19 protein-coding genes, 1 tRNA gene and 1 pseudogene are annotated in these 19,347 nt (G+C 60.8%); 9 read left to right on the top strand and 12 right to left on the bottom strand.

Annotated features, from left to right (window positions below):
* Positions 1-88: pseudogene (locus QCE79_RS07725) on the top strand (IS5/IS1182 family transposase); the annotation flags it as partial.
* 839 nt (positions 89-927) lie between these two features.
* Here the strand turns inward: QCE79_RS07725 and QCE79_RS07720 are convergent.
* From QCE79_RS07720 to QCE79_RS07685, 8 genes are all read right to left on the bottom strand, one after another.
* Positions 928-1,176 (bottom strand): hypothetical protein, encoded by a 249-nt coding sequence (locus QCE79_RS07720; RefSeq protein ID WP_309843163.1) that lies wholly within the window; start codon positions 1,174-1,176, stop codon positions 928-930.
* Positions 1,177-1,581: 405 nt separating this feature from the next.
* Positions 1,582-2,394, bottom strand: coding sequence for a hypothetical protein (locus QCE79_RS07715; protein ID WP_309843161.1), 813 nt, complete (start codon positions 2,392-2,394; stop codon positions 1,582-1,584).
* A gap of 593 nt (positions 2,395-2,987) precedes the next feature.
* A complete protein-coding gene (locus tag QCE79_RS07710; RefSeq protein ID WP_309843158.1) occupies positions 2,988-3,602 on the bottom strand; it encodes a hypothetical protein in 615 nt (204 codons plus the stop codon).
* A gap of 378 nt (positions 3,603-3,980) precedes the next feature.
* Positions 3,981-4,057: transfer RNA gene (locus QCE79_RS07705), tRNA-Pro, on the bottom strand.
* Positions 4,058-4,146: 89 nt separating this feature from the next.
* The gene (locus QCE79_RS07700) at positions 4,147-4,563 is read right to left on the bottom strand and encodes a hypothetical protein (protein ID WP_244827712.1); all 417 of its coding nucleotides are present in this window, start codon (positions 4,561-4,563) and stop codon (positions 4,147-4,149) included.
* Positions 4,564-4,746: 183 nt separating this feature from the next.
* The gene (locus QCE79_RS07695) at positions 4,747-5,643 is read right to left on the bottom strand and encodes a LysR family transcriptional regulator (RefSeq protein WP_309843156.1); all 897 of its coding nucleotides are present in this window, start codon (positions 5,641-5,643) and stop codon (positions 4,747-4,749) included.
* A 123-nt stretch (positions 5,644-5,766) separates the two neighbouring features.
* Entirely contained in the window at positions 5,767-6,690 is a 924-nt protein-coding gene (locus QCE79_RS07690; RefSeq protein ID WP_244827714.1) for a LysR family transcriptional regulator, read from the bottom strand.
* Positions 6,691-6,765: 75 nt separating this feature from the next.
* Positions 6,766-7,578, bottom strand: a complete 813-nt coding sequence (locus tag QCE79_RS07685; RefSeq protein WP_250464436.1) for an IclR family transcriptional regulator — start codon at positions 7,576-7,578, stop codon at positions 6,766-6,768.
* Positions 7,579-7,798: 220 nt separating this feature from the next.
* On the opposite strand from QCE79_RS07685, the gene QCE79_RS07680 reads away from it, so the two are divergent.
* The 6 genes from QCE79_RS07680 to pcaC are packed head-to-tail and all read left to right on the top strand — an operon-like array spanning position 7,799 to position 12,976.
* A complete protein-coding gene (locus QCE79_RS07680) occupies positions 7,799-8,503 on the top strand; it encodes a 3-oxoacid CoA-transferase subunit A (RefSeq protein WP_244827716.1) in 705 nt (234 codons plus the stop codon).
* Positions 8,504-8,515: 12 nt separating this feature from the next.
* Positions 8,516-9,172 carry a 3-oxoacid CoA-transferase subunit B gene (locus QCE79_RS07675; RefSeq protein ID WP_309843153.1) on the top strand — a complete coding sequence of 219 codons (657 nt, stop codon included), beginning with the start codon at positions 8,516-8,518 and terminating at the stop codon, positions 9,170-9,172.
* Positions 9,173-9,205: 33 nt separating this feature from the next.
* The gene (gene pcaF, locus QCE79_RS07670; protein WP_309843151.1) at positions 9,206-10,408 is read left to right on the top strand and encodes a 3-oxoadipyl-CoA thiolase; all 1,203 of its coding nucleotides are present in this window, start codon (positions 9,206-9,208) and stop codon (positions 10,406-10,408) included.
* 4 nt (positions 10,409-10,412) lie between these two features.
* A complete protein-coding gene (locus tag QCE79_RS07665) occupies positions 10,413-11,771 on the top strand; it encodes a 3-carboxy-cis,cis-muconate cycloisomerase (protein ID WP_309843148.1) in 1,359 nt (452 codons plus the stop codon).
* 27 nt (positions 11,772-11,798) lie between these two features.
* A complete protein-coding gene (pcaD, locus tag QCE79_RS07660) occupies positions 11,799-12,593 on the top strand; it encodes a 3-oxoadipate enol-lactonase (protein ID WP_309843145.1) in 795 nt (264 codons plus the stop codon).
* Positions 12,590-12,976 (top strand): 4-carboxymuconolactone decarboxylase, encoded by a 387-nt coding sequence (gene pcaC, locus QCE79_RS07655; protein WP_244827721.1) that lies wholly within the window; start codon positions 12,590-12,592, stop codon positions 12,974-12,976. The genes pcaD and pcaC overlap by 4 nt, the downstream gene beginning before the upstream one ends.
* A 65-nt stretch (positions 12,977-13,041) precedes the next feature.
* Here pcaC and QCE79_RS07650 read toward each other — a convergent pair whose 3' ends face one another.
* Together QCE79_RS07650 and QCE79_RS07645 are read right to left on the bottom strand one after the other, a co-directional pair.
* On the bottom strand, positions 13,042-14,361 hold the full coding sequence (locus tag QCE79_RS07650; RefSeq protein WP_309843143.1) for a DUF3443 domain-containing protein: 1,320 nt from the start codon (positions 14,359-14,361) through the stop codon (positions 13,042-13,044).
* 14 nt (positions 14,362-14,375) lie between these two features.
* Positions 14,376-14,849: a DUF2844 domain-containing protein gene (locus tag QCE79_RS07645; protein ID WP_309843142.1), complete on the bottom strand. Its 474-nt coding sequence runs from the start codon at positions 14,847-14,849 to the stop codon at positions 14,376-14,378.
* A 456-nt stretch (positions 14,850-15,305) separates the two neighbouring features.
* On the opposite strand from QCE79_RS07645, the gene bamC reads away from it, so the two are divergent.
* Positions 15,306-16,499, top strand: coding sequence for an outer membrane protein assembly factor BamC (gene bamC / locus QCE79_RS07640; RefSeq protein ID WP_250492252.1), 1,194 nt, complete (start codon positions 15,306-15,308; stop codon positions 16,497-16,499).
* Positions 16,500-16,956: 457 nt separating this feature from the next.
* Positions 16,957-17,247 carry a putative quinol monooxygenase gene (locus QCE79_RS07635; RefSeq protein ID WP_309843140.1) on the top strand — a complete coding sequence of 97 codons (291 nt, stop codon included), beginning with the start codon at positions 16,957-16,959 and terminating at the stop codon, positions 17,245-17,247.
* Positions 17,248-17,286: 39 nt separating this feature from the next.
* Here the strand turns inward: QCE79_RS07635 and QCE79_RS07630 are convergent, their stop codons facing one another.
* Both QCE79_RS07630 and aceB read right to left on the bottom strand, forming a co-directional pair.
* Positions 17,287-17,547, bottom strand: a complete 261-nt coding sequence (locus QCE79_RS07630; protein WP_244828011.1) for a DNA-binding protein — start codon at positions 17,545-17,547, stop codon at positions 17,287-17,289.
* 168 nt (positions 17,548-17,715) lie between these two features.
* Positions 17,716-19,332, bottom strand: a complete 1,617-nt coding sequence (aceB, locus tag QCE79_RS07625; protein WP_309843138.1) for a malate synthase A — start codon at positions 19,330-19,332, stop codon at positions 17,716-17,718.
* Positions 19,333-19,347 lie beyond the last annotated feature (15 nt).

Here is a 19,347-nt window from a genome sequence, read left to right as displayed (position 1 = left end):
CGTCGCCACGCGTTACGACAAGCTCGCCGGCAACTATCTCGCCTTTGCTTCGCTTGCCTGTGCCTTTGGACCGCTAGTGAGAATGTAAACAGACCCTAGCAAAATACAAGCTTGGCGTATATATGCCGCACATGCACAATGATTCGGGCTTAATGATCTCACTTCCGGAGGCACTCGTTCAGGTTGAGAGTGAGCTAGCAGTGTCGTTCGTGCCCGTTGAGCAAGTCGCTGACGCTGAACGGCACGAGTTCAGGCCGGTTGCTTGGCGATGGTCGCACGAGAAAAATGCATTGATCATAACGAGCTTTTGTCGAAACTGGTGTTCGGGAAGCGGATCGGGATTGGCACAAGGCTCACGGCCCACGGCAGACGCAACGATAGGCTAACGAGAAGGTTCGTTCCCGATCATCGCTAGCGGCGCTTTGTACGGAGGGAAATTACTGTCCTCATTGATATCGGCGCAACACTCAGCTGGCGGCCGTTTAAAGGTTTCGTATGGGTGCGATTGCGAAGGCAATCGCTCATGCTCGGAGATTTGCAGACGGCGGACCAATAGTTGATCGCATGGGCCAGCACAGCCGCCTAACTTCTCAGTCTGATGCGCATCACCGTTCACGACTAACTCTGCAAACCATAGCGGTGCCGCAAATCCAGGCTCCGCCGCCGGCGGCGCGGGCGATGGAGCCCGTCGCTACGCCGAGCTACCACCGGAGATTGGAAGAGGTCTTTTCAAAATAGTTGACGATGCCTATGGCGACGCCCGCGAGAAAGCCGAATACCTACAGCGGTACATCTGCGCGCTTCAAGAGCAGGGCGTGATCGCGGGCAATTGTTCGAATGGGAGCGGCGACCCATCAAGCCCGGTCAAACGGCAAGACTGATTGCCATTCGTACACTGGCCGCCTTAATTCGACTCGTGAATTGTACTTACTGGCTCGGACCAACTTCATACTCTCGTGCAAGGTCGGCGTTTTCGAAGCTTGGATACAGCTGTTCAATTTCTGCGATGCCACTTTGGTATATTTCTGCCAGCATTTTCCCGACAGCTATCTTGCATCGTGTTTGTTCGTGCTCGTCAAGATAGTCCCATACCTGCGCCACTGCGTCGCTTAAATCACGGCTCGCCTCAAGCAGGGCAATATATAGAATCTTTGCGGCTTCGGAATTTCGCATCATTTGCTAACCTCGCATTCTGGCCGTTGGTTGCACCTGCATGAAACTCACAAAAACAAAGAGTATTCGGTGATGGTAATGCGAGCCAACAACCTGTTAAACGGAGGATGGATCATAGATAGCCTTTCAACGATCAAACAGTGTCGCTTGGAAAAGAATGATTCTTGATATTCGTCAAGATCCTCCGCCAGCCACAGTAGTGTTCGAAATTTGTCCATGCTGAGGTCTTTGCAATCTTCGTCGTTTCGACTGAGCATAGTTCTGCGAGCCGAAACTCGAGGAGGATGCTGGGCAAGTCGGGCATACATAATGCAGCACTAGCATGGAACGTTAAGCCTCGGGACGGACGAGGCCTAGTTTCTGCATGAAGCTGGCGGGTGTCCGACTTAAAACCGCATAACAATGACGTTAGGCCGGTTTCCGCTGCGCCTGTATCATTCGTGTAGCATATTCGAAACGGTCGGCGCGAATGCGCTGCGTACCGCCGAAGGGATCGTCGCTATCAGCAACGAGCCATAACATCGCGCCAAGAAACGCGGCGTAAAACAGAAATATGGGCGTGTGCCTCCTCGATAGTTGCCGATAACTGAATATCGTGAGTGCAACGGTGGCGACGCTCGACGAGATCAACAGCAACCACAGTGCCCCTGTTACGCCGTCGCCAGCGAGAGCGAAGCGATGAGTTCGGTTGACGGTAAGCTCTTTAAGCTCGGCGACAACTGCGTCATTTAAGGTATGAGCCTGCGGGTCGTCGGTTGAAATTACAGTTTGCCAAAGCCTGTCAAGGGTTGCGTCGGCCAATGGCACTTGCTCGATCGGCCGTTTTCCCGTGCTAGCCAATATTGGCCAGTCGTCATCCCGTACTTGTTCGGAGTACGACTGAAGCAGCCCGAGGATCTGGTCGCGTCGTGGCTCCGGGAGTCTTTGCGTCTCGCGCATCAGACTGTGGATCGCCCCTGTCTCGTTTGCTACTGTGTCACGGATCGCATTGTATTTCTCCCAAACGACGACGATCACGAAGGCCAAAAGAAGCGCACTTAAGATAGCAATCGCACTGGCGATGGTATCGGCTACCGCGCTCTCGGCGTCGTCGACAGCGCGTGCTGCAGGATAACGGCGCGCAGACAATAAAATGCCAAATGTCACTACGAGCATGCCGCCGATGAATGCTACAAGGCTGGTCCAGCCACCGCCCACCATGAATCGCTCGCCTAAAAGCATTAGAAATTTCCCCCATAGCTGACGCCATGCGCTGACAGACATCGGGTTAGCTGACTGCTAACAAGCGACGTATTGCACCGTCACGCGCTTCCGCAAATGCAGCCTTGCTAGGATAGGAGCTGTAAGTATGATGGGCCAGTAAATTCGTAATGTTCAGCTTGTGTCGAATGTGCGATTTCAAACTTCTTCCATTATGCAGTCGCGAACCAGGCGGTTCCTGGCCGCTCGCAGATATGATGGTGACGTCGATACGCAGGGGAAACTAATTCCAATGCCGGAGTTGCACGCAAGAGCACGCCTATACGCCTCTAGGAGACTCTCAAGCGCGCTAGGCGACGCTGCTCGCACAGATCTACTCGCGCTGCTCACGACCCTCCATGCCGACAACCCGGTGCAGGCCAAGGAAGTGCCGGGACCGACCCGGGTCGTGGATAACTCCTGCCTGTATTTCAAGCCAGAGACGCCGACCGACGCTGATGTTCAGGCCATGTCCCGTGGCTTTTCTCGACCAGGTGAGCGCGAATTTGAAAATGGGAATCGCCCATTGCGGCTGGCAGATCGGTACATCATCGCGGTAGACAAAACTGGCTCGATCAAAGGCGCACGATCGACCTATATGCAGTCCAGCCGCCGGCGAAGAAGGACGCGAACGAACCGACGCCCAACGCGATCGACGCCCATTGAAGAGCCATTCCCCATTTCATCCAGTAAGGCGCAGGGTTTTGCTCGGCGGCATTTGCGTAGCAAGCCTGGGATAAATATCTGGCAGCCGTCGACACGCCCGACAATCCTGCACCAATCATGAAAATGAAAAGGGCGCCCCCGACTGATGTCAGAAGCGTCGTTCTCACTGGTTCGCGCAAGTTGGTAAGCGCGTTGCCAACGAATGCTAGCATCGCAACAGCGGCGCCTCCATTTAGCAAGGTAGCGGATTTAAGAGCTGTTTGGCCTGCCTCAACCACCGCTTTGAACATCTCTATAGTCATGCCCGACCGAGCGACTAGCTGGGTTTTCCAAATCTCCAACTGATGCTGCGCCTGCGCCTCCGAGATCGGGGCATTGCTAGACTCTCGTTCCTGAGTCGTTTTAAGCAAGCCGTCGAGATACATCTGCATACTCTGAACCGGCATTGCGGAGTTTCCGGTTTGCGCAAATTCATCAACAGCAGCCTTGATCTGTCCGACTACCTCAGAAGCTTTCATCGTCATGCTCTGAAAAGTTTTCTGTTCTTAACGGAGAAACTTGTGCGCCATCGTCATGCCCTGTCGCACGCGCCCAGAACGCACATCCGTATTCTAGCCGCGCAGTCACCTGCGTTCCTCTACCTCGCACGCAGACCGCGTGCTGTCCCTTCGCCACCTCACCGCCCCAGTGCTCGCACTTGCGGCAGTGACGGGTGTCCTTACCGCTCTTAAACAGGCCCGTGCGTCGCCGTCCAAATACTGTGTGGATGAACAGTATGGCACTCCGCAATCGGTTTGAGTATTAGGCGCGCCTAATAAATTGCCTAAAATTCACTGTATTTACGTACAGGTAGCAGACATGAAAAAAACCCGCGAAAGCCTAAGCTATCGCGGGTTTTAATCTGGTCGGGGCGAGAGGATTTGAACCTCCGACCACCTGCACCCCATGCAGGTACGCTACCAGGCTGCGCTACGCCCCGAAAGAGCGAAAGTATATCAGAGCGAAACGAATAGTAGAACTGCTTCGACGAAATTCGTGTTCGGACTCGTCGAATCTACTCGAAAATGCTCACAGCCTGAGTTCAGACTGCGTGTAAGGGGAAGTCTTGATCGAAACAGGCGCGTCATTGTTACGCAGCGTCGGCACGCGCCGCTTGCGCGCAAGCGCTGCGCGCTGACGCTTGCGAAAGCGCTGTGCCAACAACGCCGACACGACACAAGGAATCAGGTAACTCAGCACGCGTTCGCTCCACTTGCTCCGCGTCGCGATGCTTTCATACTGCGTGTGATCATGAAAACTCGCGGACGCAAAGACCATCGTCAGTACGAAGTCGAGAGCCATTGCCAGAAAGCAGAAGATGAAGAACACGAGTGCGCCATTCCACAGCAGCTTGCCGTGACTTGCGTTGATCGTGCGGCAGACGAACATCACCGCGCACAGAAGCAAGAGGTTGAACAACAAGGGGAGCCAGGGAAAGAAGTCCATGTGCGCTAAGCCAATGATGATGCGTGAAAGAGCCAGCCTCCCCAGCGGCGATCGTCACAATCCGTGATAACCAGATCGTGGTAGGCCAAACCGGGAATTGGGCGCGATATTCACACACGGCAAGCAGCGCTTGAATACGAGTATTCTTAATCTACGACTAATCCGAATTCTGTCGTGATTCGGTCACTTCCCTGGTTCTTGATCGCTCAGCGAGTCCGACAAGAAATCGATGAAGGTTCTGACCTTCGTCGTCATGTACTTGCGGCTCGTGTACACCGCATACACCGACGGCGCGAACGCTTCGTAGCCCGGCAGCACGCGCAGCAAGTTGCCCGCGCCCAGTTCGGGATCGACGATCCACGCCGGCAGATACGCCAGGCCCATCCCGGCACGCACGAGCTGGAGCGCCATCGACGTATCGTTGGTCTTCAGCACCGGCTGATTCCTGACCGTGAACGCGCCGTCCGCGCCCGTCAGCGTAACCATCTCGATATTGGTGTAAGTCGGCAGCACGACGCGATGCCGCGCCATGTCGTCCGGATGCTGCACCGGCCCATGCCGTTCGATATACGCAGGCGATGCCGCCAGCACGAACGGCATCCGGCACAACGGCCGTACGATGAGCGAGGGCGACGGCTCGGACGTCGCGCGCAAGGCCATGTCGTAGCCTTCCTCGACCAGATCGACGAAGCGGTTCTCGAGGCGCATATCGACGAGCACATCCGGATAACGCGCCTGATAAGCCACCAGCAAATCCGCGAACTTACGATTGGCGAACCAGCCCGGCGCGGTCACCTTGAGCACGCCATGTGGCTGCGCCGTCTGTGTGCCGACCGCGGCTTCTGCCGCGCGCAGGATATCGAGCGCCTCGCTGCACTGTTCGTAATAAACGTTGCCGGCTTCGGTCAGGCTGAGATGCCGCGTCGTTCGATTCAGCAACCGCACGTTCAAATGGCGTTCGAGGTTGGCGACGTGTTTGCTCGTCATCGCGGTCGAGATGTCTAGCCGTTCGGCCGCCTTCACGAAACTTCCAGCTTCGACGACCTCGCGGAATACGCGAAGACTGGTGAGCGCATCCATCGATCATTTCCTTCGAGGAAACAAAACGCCAATGTTAGCCGGATTTATCCGCGGATGAGGGCCGCTCGGACGCAAGCCGGAGCGGGCGTTAGACATCGCCGCACGTCGAGGAAAAGCTGCCCGTCACTTCGGCCATTCGTCGAGTGCGTCGTTGAAGAGCGAGGCGACGACGCCACGCAGCCAACTCGTGCGTGGATCGTTATGAAACTTGCGATGCCAATGCTGCCGCAGATCGAACCTCGGCAGCGCGAGCGGCGGCTCGGCGAGCGTGATCGACGCGTGTTCGGCCACATACGCGAAGCCGATCGCATGCGGCACCGTCGCGATGAGATCCGTGCGCGACAAAATGAACGGCAAGCTCATGAAGTGCGGCGTCTCCAGCACGGCGCGGCGCCGCACGCGTTCCTTGTCGAGATGATTTTCGAGGATCTCCTGACTGCGTCCCTCGGCGCGCACGACCGCGTGGCCGCATGCGCAGAAGCGTTCGAGCGTGAGAGGCTCGCGCGCGAAGGGATGATCGCGCCGCATGAGACAGATGAACCGGTGCGAAAAGAGCCGCTGCTGGAAGAAGTTGTTGCCGCGCAGATCGGGAAAATAGCCGACCGCCAGATCGATCGAGCCGGCTTCGAGTCCGCGCTCGACATCGCCGTGTGAAGCCGACACAGACCGCAGATTCGCTTGCGGCGCCTCGGTTGCGAACGCCTGCAACAAGCGCGGCAGAAACACGATCTCGCCGACATCCGACAGCGCTATCGAGAACGTGTCGGTGCTCGATGAGGGATCGAAGTGCTGCGTATCGAGCAAACCGCGTTCGATCCGCCCGAGCGCCTCGCGCGCCGCCGGCACGAGCGCCAGGGCGCGCGGCGTCGGCTCCATGCCGCGCGAGGTCCGCACGAACAGCGGGTCGTTGAAATATTCGCGCAGCCGTCCGAGCGCCGTCGACACGCGCGGCTGACTCACGCCGAGCCGCTCGGCGGCGCGGCTCACGTTGCGCGTCTCCTCTATCGCGACGAGGAACGGGATCAGATTCAGGTCGAGGTCGGTCATGCGGCCGTCGTTATCGTCCGGCGAAATAGTGCGTCATGCGGCATTCGCCTCGCGGATAGTGGAGTGTCGCGCGGATCATCCACGCCGCGCAACCATGTCCGACACGCGCTGCGCCGCTTCCTGCAGCGGCGTCAGGAACGACTTCACCATTTGCTTCGCGCTCTTGCGCTGCGCGTTGCCGGAGAGGTTCAGCGCGGCGATCACGCGGCCTTGCCGGTCGCGAATGGGCGCCGATAGCGAGATCAATCCTTCTTCCAGTTCTTGATCGACGATAGCCCAGCCCTGGCGCCGCACGAGCGCGATCGATTCCCTGAGCGCAGTCTTGTCGACGATGGTGTGCGGCGTGCGCGCGACGAGTTCGCTGGCATCGAGTGCTTTGTCGAGTTGTGCGTCGTCGAGTGCGGCGAAAAGCACGCGGCCCATCGACGTGCAGAACGCGGGCAGACGGCTGCCGATCGACAGATTTTGCGTGATGATCTTGTGGGTCGGCACGCGCAGCACGTAGACGATCTCCGCGCCGTTCAACACCGCCGCCGAGCAGCTTTCGTGAACTTGCGCGACGAGTTCTTCCATGACCGGCTCGGCGAGATTCCAGAACGGCATCGACGTGAGATAGGCGAAGCCCAGGTCGAGTATCTTCGGTGTGAGCTGGAAGAGGCGGCCATCGGCTTCGACATAACCGAGCGTCTGCAACGTAAGGAGAATGCGCCGCGCGCCCGCGCGCGTTAAGCCGGTCGCGGCGGCGACATCGGTGAGCGTCTGCGCCGGGCGGTTCGCGTCGAACGAGCGGATGACCGAAAGCCCGCGCGCGAACGATTGCACGTAGGCGTCGCCGGGACGCGCGGGGTTATCGGATGAATCCGCGTCGGCATTCGTTGGAGTGGACATATTGAAAGCGTGAAGACCCGTACAAACCCGCACTTCGCGCATGCTTCGTTGACACGACAAAGAACCGGGGACTAACATGCCGATGTTCGCTTAACGAATCCATGTTCGCATATCGAACATTCCGAAGCAAGCTTGTCGGCGCACAGGTAAACCCCGAGATGCGTTTGCTTCAAGCGGCCGCTGACACGCAAGTCGGTTCGACACAGGAGAAAGTACGGCAATGATCAACAAGATTTTCGACTCGCTCGCGTCGGCGGTGGCGGATGTGCAGGACGGCGCGACCATCATGATCGGCGGTTTCGGCACGGCGGGCATGCCCTCGGAACTGATCGACGCGCTCATCGAACAGGGCGCGCGCAATCTCACCATCGTCAACAACAACGCGGGCAATGGCGACACGGGTCTCGCCGCCTTGCTGAAGGCGAAGCGCGTCAGCAAGATCATCTGTTCGTTTCCGCGTCAGACCGACTCGCACGTCTTCGACGCGCTCTACCGCGCGGGCGAAATCGAACTCGAACTCGTGCCGCAGGGTAATCTCGCGGAGCGCATTCGAGCGGCGGGCGCGGGCATCGGCGGATTCTTCACGCCGACCGGCTACGGCACGAAGCTCGCAGAAGGCAAGGAAACCCGCGTGATCGACGGCAAGCACTACGTGCTCGAAGCGCCGCTACACGCCGACTTCGCGCTCGTGAAGGCCTATAAGGGCGACCGCTGGGGCAATCTGGTCTATCGTAAGACGGCGCGCAACTTCGGGCCGATCATGGCGAGCGCCGCGAAGACCGCCATCGTGCAGGTGTCGAAGGTCGTGCCGCTCGGCGAGCTTGACCCCGAAAACATCGTGACGCCGGGCATCTTCGTGCAACGTGTGGTCGAAGTGCCGCAGGCGGTGCATGCCGCCGAACTCGAAGCTGAACTTGCATCCTGAAGGATCGAAGCCATGAAGAAACTTTCCCGTGACGAAATGGCCCGCCGCGTGGCCGCGGACATTCCCGAAGGCGCGTATGTGAACCTCGGTATCGGCGTGCCGACGCTCGTCGCCAATCATCTCGCGGCGGATCGCGAAATCTTCCTCCATAGCGAAAACGGCCTGCTCGGCATGGGTCCCGCGCCCGCGAAGGGCGAAGAGGACGACGAACTCATCAACGCCGGCAAGCAGCACGTCACGCTCTTGACGGGCGGCGCGTTCTTCCATCACGCCGATTCCTTCGCGATGATGCGCGGCGGCCATCTCGATTTCTGCGTGCTCGGCGCGTTCCAGGTCTCGGCGACGGGCGACCTCGCCAACTGGCACACCGGCGCACCCGATGCGATTCCCGCCGTCGGCGGCGCAATGGACCTGGCCATCGGCGCCAAGCAGGTGTACGTGATGATGGAACTGCTCACGAAGCAAGGCGAGAGCAAGCTCGTGGCCGAATGTTCTTATCCGGTGACGGGCGTACAGTGCGCGGATCGCGTGTACACGGACCTCGCCGTGTTCGACGTGACGCCGGAAGGCTTTGTCGTGCGCGAGATGGTGGAAGGTCTGTCGTTCGACGAACTGCAAAAGCTGGCCCAGGTGCCGCTGCAATACGTGCCGCTGTCCGAGGCTGCATAAACGCTTCGCCTGAGAGATAACTGGAGTTGACCGATGAAAGAAGCTTTCGTATGTGATGCCATCCGCACGCCGATCGGCCGTTACGGCGGTTCGCTGTCTTCCGTGCGTGCCGACGACCTGGGCGCCGTGCCGCTGCGCGCGCTCGTCGAACGCAACAAGGAAGTGGACTGGGAAGCCGTCGAGGAAGTGATCTACGGCTGCGCGAATCAGGCGGGCGAAGACAATCGCAACGTCGCGCGCATGTCGGCGTTGCTTGCCGGCTTGCCCGTGGGCACGCCCGGTTCGACGGTGAACCGCCTGTGCGGTTCGGGCATGGATGCGGTCGGCATCGCGGCGCGCGCCATCAAGTCGGGCGAGGCGAGCCTTTTGATCGCGGGCGGCGTCGAGAGCATGAGCCGTGCGCCGTTCGTGATGGGCAAGGCGACGAGCGCGTTCTCGCGTCAGGCCGAGATTCACGACACGACCATCGGCTGGCGCTTCGTCAATCCGCTGATGAAGAAGCTCTACGGCGTCGACTCGATGCCCGAAACCGCCGAGAACGTCGCCGACGACTACAAGGTGAGCCGCGCCGATCAGGACGCGTTCGCGCTGCGCAGTCAGCAGAAGGCATCGCGCGCGCAGAAGGACGGCACGCTCGCGCAGGAAGTCACGCCGGTCAGCATCGCCCAGAAGAAGGGCGACGCGCTCGTCGTGTCGCAGGACGAGCATCCGCGTGAGACGAGTCTCGAAACGCTCGCGAAGCTGAAGGGCGTGGTGCGTCCGGACGGCTCGGTGACGGCGGGCAACGCGTCGGGCGTGAACGATGGCGCCGTCGCCATGCTGATCGCCGACGAAGAAAGCGCGAAGCGTCATGGCCTCACGCCGCGCGCGCGCATTCTCGGCATCGCGACCGCGGGTGTCGAACCGCGCGTGATGGGTATCGGACCGGCGCCCGCATCGCAGAAGCTGTTGGCGCGCCTTGGCATGACGATCGACCAGTTCGATGTGATCGAACTGAACGAAGCCTTCGCCTCGCAAGGGCTCGCCGTGCTGCGCATGCTCGGCATTGCCGACGACGATCCTCGCGTCAACCCGAACGGCGGTGCGATCGCGCTCGGACATCCGCTCGGCGCGTCCGGCGCGCGGCTCGTGACGACCGCGAGCTATCAGTTGCAGCGCACGGGCGGGCGCTTCGCGCTCTGCACCATGTGCATTGGCGTGGGCCAGGGCATTGCGATTGTCATCGAGCGTGTCTAAGGACATGTTCGCCTCGACCGGTCGTCTCACGGATCTCATCTGCGGCAACGAGGCCGCCAACGCGCTATGGTCGGCGCGCGCGACGGTGCAGGCCATGCTCGATGTCGAAGCGGCGCTCGCGCGTGCATCGGCGGAGCATGGCGTGATTCCGGCGAGCGCGGTCGATGCGATAGTCGCCGCGTGCAATGCCGACAACTTCGACGCCGGCGCGTTGATGACCGGCGCGGCCGCTGGCGGCAATCTCGCGATTCCGCTCGTCAAGCAATTGACCGCCGTGGTGAAGGCCGGCGACGCCGAGGCCGCGAAGTACGTGCATTGGGGCGCGACGAGTCAGGACATCATCGACACGGGCGTCATGCTGCAACTGCGCGCCGCATTCGAACTGATCGATGCCGATCTGCGCGAACTCGCGGCATCGCTCGCGCAGCAAGCGCAGAAGCATCACGCGACGCCGATGATCGGCCGCACATGGTTGCAACAGGCGCTGCCAATCACGCTCGGTCTCAAGTTCGCGCAATGGCTGGATGCGGTGACGCGTCATCGCGGGCGTCTGTACGAACTGAAATCGCGCGTGTTCGTGCTGCAATTCGGCGGCGCGGCGGGCACGCTGGCGAGTCTGCGCGACAAGGCCTTGCCGGTGGCGCAGTCGCTCGCCGATGAACTTCAGCTCGCCCTGCCCGCGCTGCCTTGGCATACGCAACGCGATCGCATCGCGGAGGCGGCGGCGTTTCTCGGCATGCTCACGGGCACGCTTGGCAAGATCGCGCGCGACATCTCGCTCATGATGCAGACCGAACTCGGCGAACTCGCCGAGCCGGCCGCGGCAGGCAAGGGCGGGTCGTCCACCATGCCGCACAAGCGCAATCCCGTGAGTTGCGCGGCGGTGCTGACTGCCGCGACGCGCGCGCCCAATCTCGTCGCGACGATTTTCGCGGGCATGGTGCAGGAACACGAACGCGCGCTCGGCGGCTGGCAGGCGGAATGGGAAGCGCTGCCCGATCTCGCGCGGCTTACGGCGGGCGCGTTGTCGAATATCAAGGGCATCGTGCCGGGTCTCGAAGTGAACGTCGCGCGGCTCGCGCGGAATCTCGACGCGACCAACGGTCTCGTGCTCGGCGAAGCGGTCATGCTCGCGCTCGGCGACGCCATCGGCCGGCTGGATGCGCACAAGCTCGTCGAGCAGTCGTCGAAGGCGGCGGTGGCAAGCGGCCAGTCTCTCTTCGAAGTGCTCGCCGCGAACGAAACCGTCACGCAGCATCTTTCGCAACAACAGTTGAAATCCTTGCTCGATCCGGCGAATTACGCCGGTCAGGCACAGGCCTTCGTCGACGCCGCGCTAGAGCTTCATCGCGCGAACGCGTGAGCGCACAAGATTCAGGAGCGATACAGCATGCCCCTTGCCGCTATCAACGGTACCCGGATTCACTATCGAGTCGATGCCCGCGCGGGCAATGACGCCCCGTGGCTCGTGCTGTCGAATTCGCTCGGCGCCGATGTCTCCATGTGGACGCCGCAAGTCGAAGCGTTCGCCGAGCACTACCGCGTGGTGCGTTACGACACGCGCGGCCACGGCCATTCGGACGCGCCAGCGGGGCCGTACACCATCGATCAGTTGATCGGCGATGTCGTCGGGCTGCTCGATCATCTCGGTATCGAACGCGCGCATTACTGCGGTCTGTCGATGGGCGGGCTCACGGGCATCGGGCTCGCCGCGCGTCATCCCGAACGTTTCTCGCGCGTGGTGCTGTCGAACACGGCGGCGCTCATCGGCTCGGATGCGGTGTGGACGCCGCGCGCCGCGAAAGCGCGTGAAGCAGGCGGCATGTCGTCGCTGACCGACGCCGTGATCGCGCGCTGGTTCACCGCGCCGTTCATCGAGCGCGAACAGCTCGTGCTCGCCAACATCCGCGATGTCTTCCGGCATACGGAGGGCGAAGGCTACGCGTCGAATTGCGAAGCGATCCGCGACGCCGACCTGCGCGCCGAAGCGAAGACCATCGCGCTGCCGGTGCTCGTGATCGCAGGCACGCACGATCTGTCGACGACAGCCGAGCAGGGCCGCGAACTGGCGGGTTATATCGAAGGCGCGCGCTACGTCGAACTGGACGCGGCGCATTTGTCGAACATCGAGAAGCGCGACGATTACACGCGCGCCGTGCTCGACTTTCTCGGAGAACAACCATGACTGATGACGAACGTTACGAAGCCGGCATGAAGGTGCGCCGCGCGGTGCTGTCCGATGCGCACGTGGACCGCTCGCTTGCCAACCGCACCGATCTCACCACGGATTTCCAGAACTTCATCACGCGTTATGCGTGGGGCGAAATCTGGACGCGCGATGGCTTGCCGCGTCATACGCGCAGCCTTCTCACCATCGCGATGATGGTCGCGCTCAATCGTGGCGAGGAACTCGCGTTGCATCTGCGCGCCGCGAAGAACAACGGCGTGACGCAGGACGAGATCAAGGAAGTGCTGCTGCAGACGGCCGTGTATTGCGGCGTGCCGGCCGCGAACTCGGCGTTCCATCTGGCGCAGAAGATCTTCGAGGAAGAGGCGCAGAAGAAGTAAGTAGCTTTCCGCCTGTTGCGGCATGTCAAGCCGAGGGCCGTTCATCGCGAACGGCCCTCGGCTTTTCAGAACGCGTAATACGGCCCGTTTCCTGCGGGCGTCGCGCGTCCTTCGAGCGCCGTGAACACGCGTCTCCCAAAGAAGAATGGCAAGCCCCAGTCGAAGTATCCGCTCGACGGTCCGGCGAGATTGCTGAACGCGAAATTGCCGCTTGCGATCAACGTGGTCGATTGCGCGACGCTGAACGAGACGTCGGTCGTGATGCCGCTCGTCGAACGCACGGTCGCGCTCAAGGCTTGCGTCGCCGCCGGGCAATACCACGCGCCGCATGTCGTGATGCTCGTCGAAGGGAAGAACAACCCGTTCGATCCGCTGTCGATGAAGCTCGTCCCATACTGACTGCCGCCGAAGCTCGTCGACACATAGCCGGAAGACGAACTCGATTTCAACACCGTCGCCGAGCCAAGCAGATTGTTCGCCTGCGTACCGATGCCGAAGGTCATCGTCCCCGTGACCGCGGATGCGCCTGCGGCTGGAATGGCGGGGAGTTCGATCAGCACGCCGTTGTTGTCGGCGGCGAAGTTGGCGACCGGATTGGTCACCTGCTGCGCAACCGGCAAGCTGCTCGCCGTGCAACCGCCCCCCGCGTTGCAGGTGTAGTACCAGCGCGGCATGGCGGAGGCGGCGCAGCCCGCGCCGCAATCGGCGGTGAACGGACCGACGCCGAGAATGCCGTTGCCGCGCAGCTTCGATGCGTCGAGCATCGGCAGGCCGGACTGTGCGCAATCGGCGGGCGCCGTGGGCGTCGATGCATCGGCGATCAACTGCACGGAGGTTGCCCCCGCGACTTGGCCGGCGAGCCGCACATCGGCGGTGCGCACGGCGCCCCATGTGTAGCCCGTGCCAAACACCGAGCATTCGGCGACGAACCCGTTCGAACCGCTTGCCGCGACGAGCGGCAGCGCGATTTGCGAGTTCAGTGCCGACGCCAGCACGCGCAGCCCGTGCGAGCCGGTATCGACCTGGATGTTGTCGATGGTCTGGCAAGTATTCGTGCCCGGCACGCAGATAGTGACGCTCGTCTGCAGCATGTTGCGCGTGCGAGTTGGCGTGCTGGTCACGGTGATGGTTTGCACGTTCGGCGTGGTCGATTGCACGACGGTGGTGGAGTCGGCACTCGGTGCGGATGCCGCGCTGGCGCTGCTGGCGGCGCTTGCCGCGGCCGGGACGCTTGCCGTGCCCGGCGCGCTGGCCGTCGCGGGCGCGCTGGCTTGTGCAGGTGCCGCGGGTGCCGGCGTGGCGCTGTCGGAACCGCCGCCACCGCCGCATGCGGTCAAGGCCAGTGCGGTGACAATAAGAAGCGTGAGATGCGTGCGAATAGGCATGCGTGCCTCCATCGTCATTGAATATCGGCGGTGGATACGCCAACTGGAAGCGCGCTCACGAGCCATGCGCGGCCACTGAACTCACGCAGCCGCACGTGATTTTCGACGACGAGATCGCCATTCGCGATGCGCGTCGCGTGCAGACCGGCATCGCCCGACGAAGCGTTCGCGCCGTCCTTGAAGCGCTGAAAGTACGCGCCGAGCAGCGCTTCTGTGTCGGGCATGGCCGGTCCGCGCCAGGAGATTGCGTACACGGCGCCGCTGGCCGAGACGTATTCGCGCACGACGATGCCGTTCGCGTCCGTCGTTTCGACGTAATCGAGCAGGCCGTGCGTCGATCGATGCGCGACGACACCTGGCGAAAATGCGGCGCTGCGCGCTATCGCGCCGAGTTGCGCTTGTGCAGGCGCGGCCATCGATCCGCCGAGCGCGATGCAGGCCGCCGCGAGGTAATGAGGATTTCTTAGCGTATGTCTTGGCGTAGTCACGTGTTCCTCTCTCAGTTTCACTCAGATAAGTCTTAATTTTGAGAGCGATTCTAGAGGGAAGAAGGGGATGGGCGATACCGTCGCCCGAGGCACTCGAAAGCCGCGAAAAGCCTTCGAAAGACGGGCGTGGTGCCTTGAAAATCAGTACGTTACGAAGCTCGAAAAGCCAAATCGCCTATTTTTGAGACTGTCATAAATTGTCATTTCGAGGCGAAGACGTTTTAATGGCTTGGGTGCATCCATGCCTTTTGACCGCAACAAAAGCGCATTCGCTGCCGATGGCGAATTGCCAACAAATCTCGGCGACAAAAAGCATCCAGTTTCCGTGGATCAATATCGCGACGAGCGTCGCGGAAAACGAAACCGGCCTCTTTTTGCCAGAGACACCGCCAGACCGGTAAAATGCTGGGTTGATCCACGGAAGAACCCGTGGCGTTGCGGAAGGACTTTCCAGACATGACAGATTTTCGTGTAACCAGGCGGGTTGCTGCGGTCGTCGCAGTGGCAGGAATCGTGGCGGGTTGCGGCACGTCTTCACCTAACGCGATCAACTACAAGAGCGATCAGCGCTCCAAGCAGGAAACCCTCGCGAATCCGCCGAACCTGCTCGACGAAGCCGTCGATCAGCGTTCGCTGCCGCCACAGGGCGGGCAGACATCCCTTTCCGATCTGCAGCAAGTCCAGAAGGTCGCACCCACCGCGCCCACGGTGGTGCCGCCAATCACGGGCATGCGCATTCAGCGCGATGGCGCCGAGCGCTGGCTCGTCGTCGACGACCGCGCGCCCGATCAGGTCTGGCCGCAGATCCGCCGGTTCTGGCAAGAGCAGGGCTTCTTGCTCGTCGTCGATCAACGCGATAAAGGCGTGATGGAAACCGACTGGAACGAAACGCATCCGCAAATTTCAGATGGCCTGATTCGCGACACGCTCTCCAAGGCCACGGGCAATTCCTATGTCACGGCCGAGCGCAACAAATACCGCACGCGTCTCGAAGCGGCGCCCAACGGCGGCACGTACGTGTTCATCAGCCAGAAGGGCATGCGTGAAGCGTTGACCGGCGTAAACAACGACACGAGCCAGTGGCAGGCGCGTCCGAACGACCCCGCGCTTGAAAACGAATACCTGCGCCGTTTGATGACTTCGCTTACCAACGCGGACACGCGTCAAGCGGGCGGCACGTCTTTGCCGGGCGCGACCGCCGCGGCGGCGAGCGCCAAGACTGGCGACAAGAAGGCTGCATCGGTTGCCGCGCAGAACGCGGCCAACGCAGGCAACAGCCCCATTCGCAACGAAGCCGTACCCGAAGCCACGACATCGGAGCTGACCCTGCCCGAAGCCTACGACCGCGCGTGGCTGCGCGTGGGCATCGCGCTGGATCGGGCGAACTTCACCGTGGACGATCGCGACCGTGGCCGTGGCGTCTACTATGTGCGTTACGTCGATCCGAACGACAAGACATCGGCCGAGCAGGGCTTTTGGAGCCAAGTGTTCCACGGCCGCAAGGAAATGGTCGCGAAGCAATATCAGGTCAACGTGCGCGCGGTCACCGAACAGCAAACACGCGTCGCAATCGTCGACGACAAAGGTCAGCTCGATTCGTCGCCGCAAGCGCGTCAGATCATGGCCTTGTTGGCCGGTCAGATCGGCTGATCATCGCGTTCGCAGCCTTCGGGCTCTCATCGTGTGCAAACCGCCTCGTCATCGAGGCGGTTTTTTTTCGTCAACCTTTCTCGGCGCGACAAGTTAAGCCGATGGCGAAAAAATCGGTCGTGCGATTGAACGCATATGCGAGCGTTCCGCGCTTATTGCGCAGAGGATTCTTTCTATCGCGCTATGTGCGCAAAAGCTTATAGAAAACGACCGAGTGGACAGTACATTACGTCATTGGCGAACACGGCACCGCGAAGCGCCGGTACAGGACAAACGAATAATGGTTCGCGTTCTCGCGAACCCCGATGGCCCCGTCGCCTATCCTCGTAGGGCGACGGTTTTTACCCGCGTTTCATTCGGAACGCGGGTTTTTTCTTTGTGGATCGAAAACGGCAGAGTGCGCCGCGCGCGGTTATGCTTCGCGTTCCATCCCAACATTGAAACGAGGAGAACACTTATGTCGGAAGTCGCTGTCGTCGCTATTTTTGTCGCGAAGCCAGGCAAGGAAGAGGAATTCAGGAAAGTGCTCGAAGCGAATGTGGAGCCGACTCGCAAGGAACGCGGCGCGTTGCAATACGACTTGCATCGCGATGTGAAGGAACCGCGCCGCTTCATCTTCGTCGAGCGTTGGGAAAGCGAAGAGGCGCTCGCCGAGCACGGCAAGTCCGCGCATATCCAGGCGTTTCGCGCCAAGTCGCCGGAACTGGCCGAGCACGGCGAGGTTCACGTCGCAGGCAAGATTCTCTGAACTGCGGCGTGAATGAACGGCGCGGATGCCGTTGGGTCGTTAGTGCGTTTCGTGCGGGACGTCGAGGATCAGAATGATGGTCCAGTCCGCATCGCCGTCGTGATGATATTGACGCTCGGCCACGATAAACGGTTGCTGTTTGCCTGACGGCCCAAGGAAAAGCACATCGCCTTCCATCGGCAAACATTCGACCGGCGGCAGTGCCAGATAGGCGTCCTTGCTGGCGTTGCGCGGCATCAGTTTCTCGATTTTGCGCGATGCCGCCTCGGTCCATTCGATATCGAGCTGGATATTGCTCATGCTGTCGTTCGCACGGTCAGTGCGCTCCACGGTTGAATCGTTAAAAAGACGATGCGCAATGTAGCACACGCCATGCGCGATTCGTTCGCCACGTCTCAATGAACAAACGGCCCGCAGGCCGTTTGTTCGCAATGCACGTTTCGCGATGAACGACTCAACCTTCGCGGGTCAGATCGCCTCGTAAAGCGGCAGGGTCAAAAATTCGGTGAACTGCGCCGAAGTCGACATCTCTTCGAAGATCTTGGCCGCGCGTTCGTAAGGCTTGGTATCGCTGCCCGCGCCGCCGACCAACTGCTTCACCTTCTCGAGTTCGTCGATGGTGATCTCCCGCACCATCGACGCCGTAACCTTGCGGCCATCGTCGAGCTTGCCCTTCGGCGAACGAATCCACTGCCACACTTGCGAACGCGAAATCTCGGCGGTCGCGGCATCTTCCATCAGATTATGGATCGGCACGCAGCCATTGCCCGCGAGCCACGAACCGAGATAGTGGATGCCCACGTTCACGTTATTGCGCAAACCGGCTTCGGTGATTGGCTCTTCCGGACGGAAATCGAGCAGATCGTGTGAGCTCACCTGTACGTCGTCACGTTGCTTCGCGATCTGATTCGGCTTGTCGCCGAGCACTTTCACAAATTCTTCCATCGCAATGGGCACGAGTCCCGGATGCGCGACCCAGCCGCCGTCGTAACCGTCGGTGGCATCGCGCGCCTTGTCGGAACGTACGCCGCCCATCGCTTTTTCGTTCGCGGCGGGATCGTTCTTGATCGGAATCAGCGCCGCCATGCCGCCGATAGCCGGCGCATTGCGCTTGTGGCACGTCTTCAGCAATTCGAGCGCATATGCGCGCATGAAGGGCACAGTCATCGTGATCTTGGCGCGATCGGCGAGGCAGAAGTTTGGATCGTTCTTGAACTTCTTGATCGCGGAGAAGATGTAATCCCAACGGCCTGCGTTCAGGCCGGAGCTATGTTCGCGCAGTTCGTACAGAATCTCGTCCATTTCAAAGGCGGCGAGAATGGTTTCGACCAGCACGGTCGCGCGAATCGTCCCGCGCGCAATGCCCACGCTTTCCTGCGCCGCGATGAAGATGTCGTTCCACAGACGCGCTTCGAGATGGCTCTCCATCTTCGGCAGATAGAAGTAAGGGCCGCTGCCGCGCGCGATCAGTTCCTTCGCGTTGTGGAACAGGAACAGCGCGAAGTCGAAGATGCCGCCCGAGACGCGCTCGCCATCGACCGTCACGTGTTTCTCATCCAGATGCCAGCCGCGCGGACGCACGATCAACGTGGCGACCTGGTCGTTGAGCTTGTATGACTTGCCGTTCTGTTCGAGCGAGATGGTGCGGCGCACGGCCTCCAACAGATTGAGCTGGCCGGTGATCTGGTTGTCCCAACTCGGCGCGTTCGAATCCTCGAAGTCGGTCATGTACGAATCCGCGCCGGAGTTGAGCGCGTTGATGATCATCTTGCGCTCGACCGGACCGGTGATCTCCACACGACGGCATTGCAGGTCCTTCGGCAACGGCGCCACTTTCCAGTCGCCTGCGCGAATCGATTCGGTCGATGCGAGGAAGTCGGGACGCTCGCCTGCGTCGAGCCGCCGGGTACGGTCGATACGCGCGGCGAGCAGTTCGCGGCGACGCGGCTCGAAACGGCGATGCAGCGATGCAACGAGCGCGAGCGCCTCGGGCGTGAGGACGGTTTCGAAGCCCGGCTTGATCTCGGCCGCGATGCGCATGCCTTCGGGCAACGAGAGCGGATGCGATTGCGATGTCTGCGTCATGTTCAAATCTCCTTG

The sequence above is a fragment of the Caballeronia sp. LZ003 genome (assembly GCF_031451465.1).
Classification (GTDB): Bacteria; Pseudomonadota; Gammaproteobacteria; order Burkholderiales; family Burkholderiaceae; genus Caballeronia.
This window is presented reverse-complemented; position numbering and strand designations above follow the sequence as displayed.